18 protein-coding genes and 2 pseudogenes are annotated in these 13,461 nt (G+C 59.7%); 9 read left to right on the top strand and 11 right to left on the bottom strand.

Translation table 11 applies throughout. The features are described 5' to 3' along the window. Positions 1 to 172 precede the first annotated feature (172 nt). A complete protein-coding gene (locus LIY45_RS09405; protein ID WP_226476109.1) occupies positions 173 to 829 on the bottom strand; it encodes a metalloregulator ArsR/SmtB family transcription factor in 657 nt (218 codons plus the stop codon). Between the two features lie 180 nt (positions 830 to 1,009). On the opposite strand from LIY45_RS09405, the gene LIY45_RS09400 reads away from it, so the two are divergent. Next, complete coding sequence (locus LIY45_RS09400; RefSeq protein ID WP_226476108.1) at positions 1,010 to 2,068, top strand: PDDEXK nuclease domain-containing protein; 1,059 nt, start codon at positions 1,010 to 1,012, stop codon at positions 2,066 to 2,068. Positions 2,069 to 2,146: 78 nt separating this feature from the next. Continuing rightward, the gene (locus LIY45_RS09395; protein WP_226476107.1) at positions 2,147 to 3,346 is read left to right on the top strand and encodes a lysozyme inhibitor LprI family protein; all 1,200 of its coding nucleotides are present in this window, start codon (positions 2,147 to 2,149) and stop codon (positions 3,344 to 3,346) included. Positions 3,347 to 3,350: 4 nt separating this feature from the next. Here LIY45_RS09395 and LIY45_RS09390 read toward each other — a convergent pair whose 3' ends face one another. From LIY45_RS09390 to LIY45_RS09380, 3 genes are all read right to left on the bottom strand, one after another. Next, positions 3,351 to 3,671 (bottom strand): hypothetical protein, encoded by a 321-nt coding sequence (locus LIY45_RS09390; protein ID WP_226476106.1) that lies wholly within the window; start codon positions 3,669 to 3,671, stop codon positions 3,351 to 3,353. Between the two features lie 66 nt (positions 3,672 to 3,737). After that, complete coding sequence (locus LIY45_RS09385) at positions 3,738 to 3,914, bottom strand: general stress protein (RefSeq protein WP_226476105.1); 177 nt, start codon at positions 3,912 to 3,914, stop codon at positions 3,738 to 3,740. 107 nt (positions 3,915 to 4,021) lie between these two features. Next, entirely contained in the window at positions 4,022 to 4,579 is a 558-nt protein-coding gene (locus LIY45_RS09380; protein ID WP_017475152.1) for an ATP-dependent Clp protease proteolytic subunit, read from the bottom strand. Positions 4,580 to 4,734: 155 nt separating this feature from the next. Between LIY45_RS09380 and LIY45_RS09375 the strand changes: the two genes are divergently transcribed. After that, the gene (locus LIY45_RS09375; protein WP_017475153.1) at positions 4,735 to 4,956 is read left to right on the top strand and encodes a PLD nuclease N-terminal domain-containing protein; all 222 of its coding nucleotides are present in this window, start codon (positions 4,735 to 4,737) and stop codon (positions 4,954 to 4,956) included. A gap of 54 nt (positions 4,957 to 5,010) precedes the next feature. Here the strand turns inward: LIY45_RS09375 and LIY45_RS09370 are convergent, their stop codons facing one another. Continuing rightward, complete coding sequence (locus tag LIY45_RS09370; protein WP_226476104.1) at positions 5,011 to 5,571, bottom strand: type 1 glutamine amidotransferase domain-containing protein; 561 nt, start codon at positions 5,569 to 5,571, stop codon at positions 5,011 to 5,013. A 29-nt stretch (positions 5,572 to 5,600) separates the two neighbouring features. After that, positions 5,601 to 5,747: a DUF4142 domain-containing protein gene (locus LIY45_RS09365; RefSeq protein ID WP_346269013.1), complete on the bottom strand. Its 147-nt coding sequence runs from the start codon at positions 5,745 to 5,747 to the stop codon at positions 5,601 to 5,603. A 179-nt stretch (positions 5,748 to 5,926) separates the two neighbouring features. Between LIY45_RS09365 and LIY45_RS09360 the strand changes: the two genes are divergently transcribed. Both LIY45_RS09360 and LIY45_RS09355 read left to right on the top strand, forming a co-directional pair. Beyond that, positions 5,927 to 6,358: a DNA methylase gene (locus tag LIY45_RS09360; RefSeq protein WP_226476103.1), complete on the top strand. Its 432-nt coding sequence runs from the start codon at positions 5,927 to 5,929 to the stop codon at positions 6,356 to 6,358. Continuing rightward, positions 6,358 to 7,095 (top strand): DUF72 domain-containing protein, encoded by a 738-nt coding sequence (locus LIY45_RS09355; RefSeq protein ID WP_226476102.1) that lies wholly within the window; start codon positions 6,358 to 6,360, stop codon positions 7,093 to 7,095. The genes LIY45_RS09360 and LIY45_RS09355 overlap by 1 nt, the downstream gene beginning before the upstream one ends. Here the strand turns inward: LIY45_RS09355 and LIY45_RS09350 are convergent. Next, positions 7,049 to 8,104 carry an NAD(P)-dependent oxidoreductase gene (locus LIY45_RS09350; RefSeq protein WP_226476101.1) on the bottom strand — a complete coding sequence of 352 codons (1,056 nt, stop codon included), beginning with the start codon at positions 8,102 to 8,104 and terminating at the stop codon, positions 7,049 to 7,051. The genes LIY45_RS09355 and LIY45_RS09350 overlap by 47 nt on opposite strands. A gap of 53 nt (positions 8,105 to 8,157) precedes the next feature. After that, complete coding sequence (locus LIY45_RS09345; RefSeq protein WP_093197648.1) at positions 8,158 to 8,946, bottom strand: DeoR/GlpR family DNA-binding transcription regulator; 789 nt, start codon at positions 8,944 to 8,946, stop codon at positions 8,158 to 8,160. Positions 8,947 to 9,050: 104 nt separating this feature from the next. On the opposite strand from LIY45_RS09345, the gene LIY45_RS09340 reads away from it, so the two are divergent. Next, a complete protein-coding gene (locus LIY45_RS09340) occupies positions 9,051 to 9,188 on the top strand; it encodes a hypothetical protein (RefSeq protein ID WP_226476100.1) in 138 nt (45 codons plus the stop codon). 170 nt (positions 9,189 to 9,358) lie between these two features. Here the strand turns inward: LIY45_RS09340 and LIY45_RS09335 are convergent, their stop codons facing one another. Next, positions 9,359 to 10,300: an alpha/beta fold hydrolase gene (locus LIY45_RS09335; RefSeq protein ID WP_226476099.1), complete on the bottom strand. Its 942-nt coding sequence runs from the start codon at positions 10,298 to 10,300 to the stop codon at positions 9,359 to 9,361. A gap of 98 nt (positions 10,301 to 10,398) precedes the next feature. Further along, positions 10,399 to 10,644: pseudogene (locus LIY45_RS09330) on the bottom strand (LysR substrate-binding domain-containing protein); the annotation flags it as partial. Between LIY45_RS09330 and LIY45_RS09325 the strand changes: the two are divergent. Further along, positions 10,641 to 10,781, top strand: a pseudogene (locus tag LIY45_RS09325) (short-chain dehydrogenase); the annotation flags it as partial. The pseudogenes LIY45_RS09330 and LIY45_RS09325 overlap by 4 nt on opposite strands. Positions 10,782 to 10,784: 3 nt before the next feature. On the opposite strand, the gene LIY45_RS09320 reads toward LIY45_RS09325, so the two are convergent. Then, positions 10,785 to 11,540 (bottom strand): DeoR/GlpR family DNA-binding transcription regulator, encoded by a 756-nt coding sequence (locus LIY45_RS09320; RefSeq protein ID WP_226476098.1) that lies wholly within the window; start codon positions 11,538 to 11,540, stop codon positions 10,785 to 10,787. Between the two features lie 81 nt (positions 11,541 to 11,621). Here LIY45_RS09320 and nudK point away from each other — a divergent pair, with 81 nt between their 5' ends. After that, a complete protein-coding gene (nudK, locus tag LIY45_RS09315; protein WP_226476097.1) occupies positions 11,622 to 12,209 on the top strand; it encodes a GDP-mannose pyrophosphatase NudK in 588 nt (195 codons plus the stop codon). Continuing rightward, the gene (locus LIY45_RS09310; RefSeq protein ID WP_226476096.1) at positions 12,209 to 13,411 is read left to right on the top strand and encodes an alpha/beta fold hydrolase; all 1,203 of its coding nucleotides are present in this window, start codon (positions 12,209 to 12,211) and stop codon (positions 13,409 to 13,411) included. The genes nudK and LIY45_RS09310 overlap by 1 nt, the downstream gene beginning before the upstream one ends. The last annotated feature ends 50 nt before the right edge of the window (positions 13,412 to 13,461 follow it).

Genomic DNA, 13,461 nt, shown 5'->3' with positions numbered 1-13,461 from the left:
AGCGTCGAGGCATGGCTGCCGGGTGGTTCTCAACCTGCAATGGGCCTGACTTCGGCCTGAGGCTTAGGCTGCGATGGACTGCGCAGCAATGGTGAGTCCTGAACCGTTGGTGTATCCGGGACACTGCGGCGCTGGAATTGCGGTTGCTGCGCAGCCCATCGCAGCCTCTTTCTTACGGGCGGCGAGGCTGGATGCTGTAGGCGCAGCGTCGATCCCCGGCAATCAAATGCTCGCGCCGTTCCACCACATTCTCATCGCCCAGCGCGGCCTGGAAAATCTGCAGCTCCGAGCGGCAGAACCCTTGGCATTTGCGGGCGGCCACGCAGATCGGGCAGTGGTTTTCCACCAGTAGCCAGCCATCGTCCAGCGGCTCCATCTGTGCCATGTACCCGGCGCGCTCGCGAATCTGCACCAGGATCTCGACTTTCTCCTGCAAGCTGGATGCGGCGGAGCAGGCCTGGATGTATTCGTGCTTGGCGGTTGCCTCCATGCTGGCGATGACTTTTTCCACGCCTTCACTGCCAAAAATCCCTTCGATGGACTCGATCAGGTGCAACGTCAGCACGCTGTGGGAATCGGGGAATTTGCTTTGGGCGGTTTCGGTCAGGGTCCACTTCAACGATGGCCGGCCGGCACCCGAGATGGGCGCCGATACACCGACGATCAACTCCGCGACCTGCAACTTCTGGATTTGCTGGCGGGCGGCTTCGGAGGTGATGTCCAGCAGTGCCGCCAGGTCCGTAGTTTTCAATGGGCCACGGGTCTTGAGCAGGAACAGGATGCGGTCCCCGGTGGATGCCTGGCTGTCGTCGGTGGGTGCGGCGTTCATAGATCGGGAATAACCATGGAAGTGACCGGCTCATTTGACCACAGCACGCATGCTGAGGCACCCCTTGATCCGCCTGAAGGTACGGTTCCAGTTGATTTGTATCGAAAGCATTCTGCTGGCCCATCACGCATTTTTCCCCCGCTACTATCGGCCGCCTGCCAAACCCACGAAGGAAACGGAATGCGCGAGCCCCCCGATAGCCTGACCACACCACCCGAGGGATACAGCGACTGGCTGACTGATCTCAAGGGGCGAATCCACGCTGCCCAGCAGCGCGCCACCCTGGCGGTAAATCGCGAGCTGGTGTTGCTGTATTGGCAAATCGGCCAGGATATTTTGACCCGGCAAGCACGGCAGGGCTGGGGGACCAAGGTGATTGAGCGGCTGGCGCAGGATTTGCGTTCAGCGTTTCCGGAGATGAAGGGTTTTTCGCCGCGCAACCTGAAGTACATGCGTGCATTTGCGGAGGCGTGGCCGGACGGGGAATTTGTGCAAGGGGTGCTTGCACAATTGCCGTGGTATCACCAACTGGCGCTGCTGGACAAGTTGCCCGGCCCTGAAACCCGTCGCTGGTACGCCGCTCAGGCCATCGAACACAACTGGTCGCGCAACATCCTGGTGATGCAAATCGAAGGTCGCCTGCTGGAACGCAGCGGCAATGCGGTCAGCAACTTCGAGGGACTGCTGCCCAAAGCCCAATCCGACCTGGCTCGCGAATCACTTAAAGATCCTTACCGTTTCGACTTCCTCGGCCTGTCCCTTGACGCGCAGGAACGTGAAATCGAAAACGCCCTGGTCAAACATGTCACCGATTTTTTGCTGGAGCTGGGCGCCGGTTTTGCCTTCGTGGGGCGGCAAGTATTGCTGGACGTAGGGGGCGAGGAGTTTTTCGTCGACCTGCTGTTTTATCACCTCAAGCTGAGGTGCTATGTGGTGATCGAACTCAAGGCCGGCAAATTCAAACCCGACCATCTGGGGCAGTTGGGCTTTTACCTCGCGGCGGTAGACGCCCAGCTCAAGCACCCGCAGGACAGCCCCACCATCGGCCTGCTGCTGTGCAAGAGCAAGAACGAAGTAGTGGCCGAATACGCCCTGCGTGACAGCTCGCGTCCTATCGGTGTTGCCGAGTATCAACTGGTGGAGTCACTGCCTGCAGAGCTGCAAACCAGCCTGCCGAGCATCGAACAGATTGAGCGTGAGCTGGCATGCGACCGGCCCCCGATGGCAAGCACTTCGTAACGCTGTGCCGGCAGACTGGACATTGGCAATCGCGTCGGCACAATAAGCGCCTTGAAAGGAACTCACCCAAGGAAAGTCATGGCCCGACGTATTCATTCTGCCTATCCAATGTTGTTGCTCGCTGGCGTGCTGATGGGCGCAGGGATGCCTGCCAGTGGCGCGTCCTTCGATTGTAAAAAGGCCTCCACGGTGGTGGAAAAGGCCATTTGCGCCAGCCCTGAATTAAGCGAACTCGACACTACGCTGGGCGTGTACTACAGCCAGGCAATGGCCAAACTGGCACCCGACCAGCGCGACGAACTACGCCGTGGCCAGCGCACCTGGCTGCAGACTCGCAACGCGTGTGCCGGTACCCCGGAACAACTGCCCGGCTGCCTTCAATCCCAACTGAGCCAGCGAGTGGTCGAGGTGGGAACCATCACCCACAAAGACACCGCTGCCCTTGACGCAATCATTGCCAGTATTCCATACCATCCGGCCCAGGCAGCAGAAGGGCTCAGGCGCTACCCGATGAACGAACTGGCCGCCGCCTGGCTGGTTTACCTGCAGCGTTTTGAGCCCGGCAGTGGCGTCACGGAGAATGAGGCCGAGGAGAATCGCAGGCAGGTCATCGTTGCACTCAAGGAAGACAGTTTTCCCTGGTCGATCTGGCAGGACCTGCAAAACGATCCCGCCGTCAGCCGTGACCGGGTGACATTGACCTTGCTGCGCATGATGATTGAGCGCCAACAGTATCAGCTGTTCGCCGACCAGCGCCCCTATGTGCACTGCTTTGTCTTCAGCCGGCAGGGCGAGGTCGCGTATGAGTCGTTCGGGTCGTTGTACGGTTCCACCCGCGACAGTTTTGCGCCGATCTGTGCCCCCCAAGGTGATCTGTTTGCACAGCCGGCATGGAAGCGGTTGGACGACAGTTTGACCGAGCCTTTGTCCACGGCCTCGCAGAACGAGGGCACGATCCGCTTCGCCAGCTATGCCGACTGGAGCGCTCTTTCGCTCAAGGCCACTGCGTCGCCTCGGCTGTTTCTCCAGCCAAGCGCCGCAGGGAAGGGCCAGGATCCTGAATTAACCCTGCGCAACTGGGGCGCTGACAAACAATGGCCCGCCAAGCAACGCCAGCAGGCGCTGGCGGCCATTGAGCCGGCGCGCCAAGCGACGAGCGACTGGTTGCAGCGCGAGCGGGGCTTCTCTGTTGTTGATGCCCGGCAAGCGTCCCGGGAAATCGTTCGGCAGTGGTTGAACGTGCGCCTGGACTTTATCGGTGGCCCAAGCGAGCTCTAGTTGCTCAACTTCCCGCTGCAGGAGCGGTTTTCTTGCCGCTCCTGCGGGCGGGATGCTGGGTCGAGGTGCCTTTGTGGCGGGTGCTTTTCACGCTCTTTGACGGCGCGGGTGCTTTGGTTTCAGCGCCCTTGTTGCCGCTGCTGTCGGCCCCTGAAGGACTGCTGGGATAGGTGCCGGGCGGCAGCGCCGAGCCGGGTGGGCTGTTGCCGCTCAAGGCGGGTGCCTCGGGGGCGGTGTTGTCGCCGAAGGCTGCGTAGGCGGGGGCATACAGTACGAGCGTCAGGCTGGCGGCGAGTACGATCCTTTGGGAAATGCTGGTCTTCATGACTCAATCCCTCTTGGCGATTGGGACCGAAACCCGGACCACATCCGGGCTTCGGCGACGCCTCAATCAAGACTTCTTGGCGCCTGGGGCGTGGCCATGAGCCCCGCCTTTTTTGCCGGCTTCAGAAGCCTTTGCGCGGTCATGGGCGACATTGCCGCCTGAACCCTGGCCGCCGCTTTTACGCGTGGTTTCTTGCTGATCCTTGTGACCAGCGCCTGGGGTGGTTTTTCCACTGTTAGCCATTTTCAAAACCCTCAATGATGAGCGAATCAATGGTGTTGCCTAATTGGGAATCCGCCAGCCAAATCAAAGTTTGAAAAAGTTTCCGGCCATGCGACGAATGGCCTTGTTCAGCCGCCGCTGACTTTCCAGTGCTTGATGTCGTCGGCAAACACGATCTGTTCCACCTCATGGGCAATCCCGTAGGCCAGTGACTCGTGGGCGGCGATGACTTTTTCCTCGGCCGACAGGCACTTGAAAATATCCAGGTGCGTGTCGGCGTTGGCGGTTTCCAGTTCGTAGATTTTCACGTAGCGCGCCAGGTCGTTGTCCAGGCTTGAGAGGTATTCCCGCAGACGCTGGTGATCGACGGAGCTCTGGTTGAAGTACCAGTTCATCGGGTGGATTAAAAAGCGGGAATGAGGCGTGGTGATCCGGCGACCGGCCGCCAGGAACATGATGATGCCCATGGACTCGATATTGCCCGCATTGATCGCACACAGCGGCACCGGCAGGGACTTGAGGAAGGTGTAGAGGGTAAAGCCGAAATTGGTGCTGCCACCGGTGGTCGACAGGTTCAACAGCAACGAGCTGGCGCCTTGCTCGATCGCGTCCAGGCAGCAATCCCGAAAGCGCTCGGTAGTGCCCTGATCGATCTGGCAGTGAAAGTGGATGATGTGCTCGGTCATCCTGGGCCTCCGTGGGTAAGAGGTGACGTGCCGTTGAGTCTAGAAGGTTACGGCGCATGTGCCGCAACCGTTGGGCGAGAGCCATCCGCTGCAATTTTAATGAACCCTCGGGCGCGTTGCTTGACCTAACCCATACGACCTCAGGAGGATGAATCATGCAAATCGAATATGTCTGGATTGGCTTGGCGGTGATTCTGGTGCTGCTGGAACTGTGGGCGATCAACAGTGTGCTGCGCAGTGGCAGTGGCTGGGAAACCAAGGGCTTATGGTTGGTGGTGCTGATCTTCATGCCGCTGCTGGGGCTGATCCTATGGGCGCTGTTTGGACCCAAGGGGGTGAACCGCGCGACACACACCGTTGAGCACGGCAAAAGCTAAGACAGAATCGAAAAAGAACAGGCGCCCAAGGGCGCCTGTTTGCGTTGGGTGGCGTCAAGCCGCCAGGGTTTTGGCAATCGCCTCGTTGAACGCAGGCAAATCATCAGGCGTGCGCGAGGTGATCAACGTCCAGCCATTGGCCGGGCATTCTTTCACCTGCGCATCCACCCAGTTGGCTGCGCCGGCATTGACCAGGTCGGTACGCACGCTTTTGTAGGAGGTGAGGGTCTTGCCTTCGATCACGCCGGCATCGATCAGGGCCCAAGGGCCGTGGCAGATGGCGGCGACAGTTTTTCCGGCCTTGACGAAATCATTGATCAGACGCAAGGCATCGGCGTCTTGGCGCAGGGTGTCGGCATTGACGGTGCCGCCGGGGATGACCAGTGCGTCAAAATCACTGCCGTGCAAGTCCGAAAGCTTGGCATCGGACTCCACTGTCCTGTCTTTTTCGGTGTCCTGGAGAAAGGTCTGGGTGCTGCCACCTTTGCTCGAGCCGTGGGTTACCGTAGCGCCAAAACCGCGCAGGGCTTCGAGCGGCTTGAGCAATTCGTCGCGTTCGATGCCTGTGTTGGAGGTGATGATCAGAATCTTTTTGCCGTTCAGTTGCGAACTCATGGTCGAGTGTCTCCTGAGTGGGTAGATGATTAGTTGGCGTGCTGGGACTGCAGTTCCTTGGCCATCTTCAAATGGGTTTCGAGCGTCGGCAGCGTCTTCTCGGCGAAAGCCTTCAGTTCGACGTTGTCCGAAGACGCGGCTTCAGCGCGTGCTTCATGACGCTTCTTCTGAAGAATGGCGCGATGCCGTTACCTGACTGTTGAGCGGGTGCCTGAGCAAAAGGTTTAAATTAATTTGCGCTTATTTCTCCCGACCGCAGCCCACGCAATTTCCTTGAACTATCAAAAAATCATGGGCTCTGCTGCATAACGGCTCCGAGGCTGGAGCCTGACCGTTGAATAGCAGGAGAACCTCCATGGGCCGATCCATCAGCGCCGGTGAGCTGGGTATCGAACTCAGGCCTGGTGATGACACCGCACTGTTCAAGTGGTTTATCGCCAGCTTCTTGATGGGCAAGCGCATTCAGGCGCAGATCGCGGCCCAGGCCTATCAGGTGATAGTGGTGAAGCATGGCCGGGACACGCCGCGCAAACTGCAACACTGCACCTCCCGTGAGTTGGTGGCCATGCTCGGCGAGGCGCATTACGTGCGTTACGACGAAAGCACGGCGCAACGCTTGCTGGACCTCAGTAGCAAATTGAATGCGGAGTACGGCGGTAAGATCAGCCATATCCTCGATGGCAGTGCCGACCGAAGGGAGTTTGAAAAGCGCTTGAACGGGTTCGAAGGCGTCGGGCCGAAGACGGTGGAGATCTTCATGCGGGATGCAGCGTCGGTGCTGTTCTGATGCCGATTTTTCTGGGGTGTGCCGGTTGGAGCCTGCCTCGTGAGCAATGGCCTCGCTTTCCCCGGCAGGGCACCCATCTGCAACGTTATGCCGCATGCTTGAATGCGGTTGAAATCAACAGCTCCTTTTATCGTCCCCATCGGCCGCAAACCTATGAGCGATGGGCCCAATCGGTGCCGCCGGGCTTTGGTTTTTCGGTCAAGGTGCCTCGACTGATAACCCATGAGTTGCGTCTGCATGACTGTGGTACGGCGCTGGATGAATTCCTTTCACAATGCGTGCGATTGGGTGATCGCCTGGGCTGCCTGTTGGTGCAATTGCCGCCTTCATTGAGCTACGACCCGATCATCGCGGGGGGCTTCCTCACCGCCTTGCGCCAACGCTTTGGCGGCCATGTGGTGCTTGAGCCGCGGCATGCCAGTTGGGTGCAGGCCGAAGATTTATTGCAGGATTTCCAGATAGGACGGGTGGCCGCCGACCCTCCGGTGATCGCTGAAGGTGACGTACCGAGAGGCTGGCAAGGCATGAGTTATTGGCGCCTGCACGGTTCGCCGCGTATCTATCACAGCGCCTACGAAATGGATCGATTACACGCCTTGTGCGGGGCGATGCAAAGATCGTCAACCGAGGGCGTTCCCACCTGGTGCATTTTTGACAACACCGCCAGTGGCCATGCGGTCGCGGATGCCCTCAGCCTTCAAGCCTTGCTGGGTGGAAGGCATGAATGTGGTCAATGATTTGCGCTGACGCCTCGGTGATTGCGGTACGGGTATTGCCCGCGATGTGTGGCGTCAGTATTGCGTTGGTGATACCCGTCAAAGGCGATTCGAACTGATTTTTTTCCCTGGCAAAGGTATCGATGGCGACCCCCTTGATATGGCCGGGAAAGCGCGTCATGAACGTCGCCAACTGGCCCTCGTCGACAATGCCGCCACGGGCTGTATTGATCAGGATCGACCCCGGCTTCATCCGCGTGAATGCAGTGCTGTCGAACAAGCCCTTGGTCTGCGGGGTGAGCGGCGTGTGAATGGACACGACATCGGCCTCATCCAGCAATTCGCCGAGTGTGGCGCGCCATTGCAGGCCCAGGTTCGCGGCGGCCTGCCGGGTGAATCGCTCCGAGCCGGTGGCGATCACGTGCATGCCCAAGGCCCGGGCCTTATGGGCGAGCACCTGGGCGATCCTGCCGGTGCCCACCAGCCCCAGCGTCAACTCGGCGATTTGCAAAGCGGGGGCGAGCAGGCCTTTCGACCACTGGCCTTGATGGGTTTGGGTGTTGTAGAGGTTAAGGTCCCGAGACAGGAACAGGGTTTGTGCCAGCACATATTCCGCCACGGCCGTTGCGTTGGAGCCCGGGGTATTGAGCACGGCCACGCCATGCTCGGCGGCGGCCTGCAAGTCGATATGGTTAAGCCCGACGCCGGCCTGGGCGATCGCCTGCAACGGGCTGCTTAGACCAGGTGAGGCCGCGGCGTTGATCAGTGCAGCGCCCAGGGGAATGTTCAAGCGGGTCTTGAGGACGCTGTAGCCACCGGCGTTGACCACGGCGCTGATCAGCGAAGGTGTGTCGTGGCAGTTGATATCCACGAACTGAATGCGCCCGGCGTACTGTTTTTTGATGCTTTGCTGGTCGGCGAAGTAGTGCAGGTTGAGGGTGATTTCCAACCCGTATGCCAGGCACCGTTCGATCTCATCATGGAGCAGGGGAGGGTTGGGGGCATCCAGGATCAGCACGGGAAACGCCATGGGAATATTCCTCTGCACAGGCGACCGGGCCTGGCCTGTTATGGGGCGGGTTGTCAGGCATCCACTTGCATCACCTCCAGCCCCAGGCATTCATAAGCCTCGACGCTGCCCGGCGGCACATGCCACTCGGTAATCAAGGTATGGATGCGACTGCACGGTGCCACCACAAATGGCTCCACGGCGCCCAGTTTGTCGGCCAGGGTGACGGCCACCACGTGGGAGGCGCTGTCGAGCATAGCTTGTTTTACCGCCACCTCCTCAAAGTGCAGCGAGCTGATGCCGACCTGTGGATGCAGGGCGCACACACCCGTGAACAACAGGTCGGCCTTGATGCCCTGGATCAGCCGCAACGCCTCGTGTCCGCTGGCCGCCATGGTCACCGGGTTGAGTTGGCCTCCAGCGAGGATCACCGTCACATTGGGGTGCTCGGACAACGCGATGGCAATCATCGGTGAGTGGGTGACGGCGGTCAGCTTGATGGAGTGCGGCAAAGACTGAGCGATTTGCAGGGTGGTGGTACCGGAGTCGAACAGCACGATCTGGCCGTCTTCCACGCGATCAGCGGCGAGTTGCGCCAGGTGGCGTTTGGTCGCGGTGGTTTCGCCGAACCGGGTGAAGAAGTCCTTGCCCGTGTCCTTTGGTCGCGGCAGGGCGCCGCCATGCACGCGTTGCAGCAAACCGGCGGAGGCGAGTTCGCCGAGGTCGCGGCGAATGGTGTCTTGGGAAACGGCGAAATGTTCCACCAGTTCCGAGGCGGTGACCTTGCCGTCGCGCTCCAGCAGCAACAGGATTTTTTGTTTGCGCAGGGAGGGCAGGTCGACGGCGGCATGGGTGTTATGCATGTTTATGCTCGTTAATGCGTGTTTGTGCGAGATTAATCAGCATTCGACGGAAACGCAATGGGTGGCTGTGCACCTCAGACGTCCTGTCGAATGTGCTGAAAATCATGACCAAACCACGCAGGTTCATGAGCGTGTTCGGTCGCCAGGGCCGTGGTTTCGGCCAGCGAGGTGATGCAGGCGTTTTAGCTGCCGTGAAGCGTTCCAACGGAGCATTACTGAGCAAAAAAATCGTAAAAAAATAAAAAGAGTTGTCCACGAAAACCGTGGGTATCTCTGTGGATAACTTCCCTTGAGCCCGGCGGGTATGGCGATTTAACCGGCGGTTAATATTTGATCAGTCGCTGTTTATGACCAGTATGGGCAGGCTTTGCGCCTTGACAGGCACCGGCGAAACCGGTGCCGAAATGCAGATTTACGAGTCGTTCGGGCGCCCTGTAGAGGGACCGGCCACTTGGGTTGGGCGCTTCGATTGCATCAGGTTATCCAGGGCCTGGCGATAGGTGCGCCCAGCCAGCCGCATGCTGTCGTTATGGGTAGCGCCGGGCACCAGCAACAGATGCTTGGGCTCTTGCGCGGCATCAAACAATTGCTGGCTGAAGCGCGGTGGCACGAAGGCATCGGCGAGTCCGTGAACCACCAGCAGCGGCATGTGGATATCGGCGATCTTGTCGATGGAATCGAACTTCTGCGACAGCAGCCAGCGCACCGGCAATGAAGTATTGGCCACCGCCGTGGCTACATCTGCCAGGGAGGTGAAGGTGGATTCGATGACCAACCCGCGTACCGGGGGCGGCACATGGTCATCCGCGGCCTGTTTGCCCAGCTCTGCCGCCAGGTCGATGGCCACAGCGCCACCCAGGGAGTGCCCGTATATAAGGCGTTTGGCGGGGTCGGGTTGCAGCACTTGGAAGCGTTCCCAGGCAATACGCGCATCTTCGTACACGCTGGTTTCCGAAGGCAGGTCACCCCGGCTCTGGCCGAAGCCGCGGTAGTCTATGGCCAATACCGAGAAACCCAGGGCCCGCAGTTGTTCGATGCGAAACAGCTGGCCGGTGAGGTTCCAGCGTACGCCGTGCAAATAGAGAATTGCCGGGGCGCCCTTCTGCGTCGCCGGCCACCACCAGCCGTGAATATTTTGCCCGGACTTGAAACTTGCCGGTTTCAGGTCGAACTCCTGCACATCACGCGGCAACCCGCTGTACCAACTGGCTGTGCCCGGCTCGACGCGAAACAGCAGTTCGCGCTCCTTGTGTTGCAGCACCGCGCACCCCACGGGCAGGCCGATGATCAAGGCCGCCATGCACAGCAGGGGAAACCAGCGCAGGCCGAGGCGGGACAGGAAACGTGAAGACATGAAGGTTCCAGGACAGAGGTAAAGCACGGGTTTTAACAGATGCCTTGGCTGTGCAGGAAGTATTTAGACAGCCGTCATCGGGCATTGCTTGCAAAGTATTACAGGGCTCCTTCCCGTACCGAGAAGAAGTGTCCGGGTAATGGCGAGGGATTGTCGGTGCTTCAATTGAGGTAGAGCCCGAGGGTGGAAGGCGAGACGGAGAGGGGAACAAACACTACTTTGTCACCAATGATCGAACGGGCAATCGACTCTGGTACCAGTGCCACCCCAAACCCACACGCCACCAGACCAATCAGGGTATGCAATTGATCGGCTTCCTGGACCACGCGCGGATAGAAGCCTGCGGGCCAGTAACGGCCAGTTCACCGCCACGCGTTTCGCTGAGAATCCGCATGTCGAGTATCCGGTTGACCTGGCGCGGGTCCAAGCCTCGGACGCTACGCAAGTCGCCGCATCATGGAAGGCCATCAAGGAGTGTTGACGGTCACGCAAGATAAAGCGTCAGCCCCTGGGCCTCATAGGGTTGTAGCAGTGCCTGCGGCGTACTGGCCAATGCGACGATCGCGCTGACCTGTGCCAGCTCCACCACTTGGTAAGGCGATGCGGTATTGAGCTTTTCCGAGGTGACCAGCACGATGGTTTCAGCGGCGGCGTGGCACAGCGCGCGCTTGACCACCGCCTCTTCATAATCGCCGGTAGACAGCCCGGCACTCGGGTGCACGCTGCACACCCCCATGAAATACAGGTCGGCGTTTACTCGGCCGATGGCCTCCAGCGTGGCCGCGCCAACCCCCACCAAAGAGTGGCGAAACAGCCGGCCGCCGAGCATGATCACTTCAATCTGCGGATGATCCACCAGGGCCATGGCAATCGACGGGCTGTGGGTGACCACGGTGGCGCTCAGGTCCGCGGGCAAGTGATGGGCCAGTTGCAGGCACGTGGTACCGCCATCGATAAACACCACCTGGCCGGGCTGCACAAGTTGTGCTGCCGCGCGGCCAATGGCGATTTTTTCCTCGGGCACCAGGTGTTCCCGTACCGAAAAATCCGCCATTGCGGGCGAAGCCGGCAAGGCGCCGCCATGCACCCGCAGCAGCAAACCTTCCTTGGCCATTTCCCGCAGGTCGCGGCGAATCGTGTCCTCGGAAACCTCCAATGCCTGGCTCAACTCCTTGGCAATCAGCCGGCCGTCGCGGTGCAGCGTGTCCAGCAGGTGTTGTTTGCGTTGTTGGGTCAGCATCGATAGCTTCCTGCACGTTTTTTCTTGACTGTGCACGATTTTGCACGACATGCTGAATAACACAAGACAAAAGGCCTCGCCATGGAAAACAGCCCCGTTCGTATCCACGCTGAAGAACTGCTCTCGGATAACTGGTACGTGCTGAAAAAATACAGCTTCGACCTGCGCCGCCGCGACGGCAGCTGGCAGTCCCAGACCCGCGAGGTCTATGACAGGGGCAATGGCGCGACCATCTTGCTGTACAACCGCGAGCGGCGCACGGTGTTGCTGATTCGCCAGTTCCGCATGCCCACCTTCGTCAACGGTTACCACGGCTACCTGATCGAATCCGCCGCCGGCTTGCTGGACAACGCCAGCCCCGAGGAACGCATTCGCCTGGAAGCGGAAGAAGAGACGGGCTACCGTGTGGGGCATGTAGAAAAGATCTATTCGGCCTTCATGAGCCCGGGTTCGGTGACGGAGCGCATTCACTTTTTCATCGGCGAATATCAGCCCGGTGATCGGGTCAGTGATGGCGGCGGGCTGGAAGATGAGGGCGAGGATATCGAAGTACTGGAGTTGGGATTTGAGGCGGCGCTGGCCATGGTAGAGAGTGCCGAGATTGTCGACGGCAAGACCATCATGCTGTTGCAGTACCTGGAGTTGCGGATGTTGAAAGAGGGCTGGTGATGTCGCGACGGTTATCGCTTGCGCTGGCGATTTTGCTTGCGGGATGCAGTGGTGTGAGTGCTGAGCAAACCCCCGTTGGCGACGGTGGCGTTCCCGGGTTCTACACCTGGACCGACAAGCTGCCTGCCTCACCCGGGCAGATGCTGCGCCGTGAGCCGTTGACCGAGCAGCAAAGCCTGGCCGATGCAGGGCAGAACATCCGTATTTTGTACACCTCCACCGACGGTCTCGATACCCACAAGCGGATTGTCGTTTCCGGTGCGCTGTTCCTGCCCAAGGGCACACCGCCGCCGGGTGGCTGGCCGTTGATGGCGTGGGCTCACGGCACGGTGGGCAGCGCCGATATCTGCGCGCCATCGTTCGCCGGGCGCAGCCCGCGGGATACGCGGTATCTCAATTATTGGCTGGCCCAGGGCTACGCCATTGTCGCCACCGATTATCAAGGGCTTGGGACGCCTGGCCTGCATCCGTATGGGCTGACCAGTCCGCTCGCTTATGGTGTGCTCGACAGCATTCGTGCGGTGATGGCGGGTGATTTCGAACTCTCCAAGCGGGTGGTGGTGTTCGGCCAGTCACAGGGCGGCCGTGCTGCGTTTGCCACGGCGGTCTATGCGAAAGACTACGCGCCCGAGTTGAATATCGTGGGGGTGGTGGCGACGGGGACGCCTTACGCAGCTGCCCATAAAACGGGTGACAGTGCCGAGGTGGAAAAGGCACGCAGTTCGGTGGTGCCGACCTTTGCCTACAACCTGCTGCGGCTGAGTACGGCCACTTTTTTTGATCCTGCATTCGTGCCTGCCGACTACTTGAGTGAGCGTGCGATGCCGGCGTTTGAGAGCAGTCAGCGTGATTGCTTGCATGCTATTGAGCAGCGGGTGATGGCGGATGGGCTCAGCTTCAATGACAGCTTCAAGCGTTCGCCGAAAGTGGCACTCGACAAGGTTTATCGTGAGTCGGCGTATCCGACGTTGAAGACGGATATTCCGGTGTTCATCGGTACGGGGGGACAGGATCGGGATGTGTTTGTGCCGGGGCAAAAGGCGCTCGTCAGGGATGCGTGCAAGGTGGGGGATCGGATCGAATGGCATTTCTATCCTGAGCTTGATCACTCCGCTACGGTCAATGGTTCGCTCGTGGACTCGACGCCGTTTGTGCGTAAGGCGTTTGCGGGGGAGGTGATTGGTGGGAATTGTGGGGGGTAGTTTTTGGCGGGGAGGTGGTGTGTATATCCGTTATTTAGGTAACGGCTGCC

This window comes from Pseudomonas sp. MWU16-30323, assembly GCF_020515595.1.
GTDB classification, from domain to species: Bacteria; Pseudomonadota; Gammaproteobacteria; order Pseudomonadales; family Pseudomonadaceae; genus Aquipseudomonas; species Aquipseudomonas yamanorum.
This window is presented reverse-complemented; position numbering and strand designations above follow the sequence as displayed.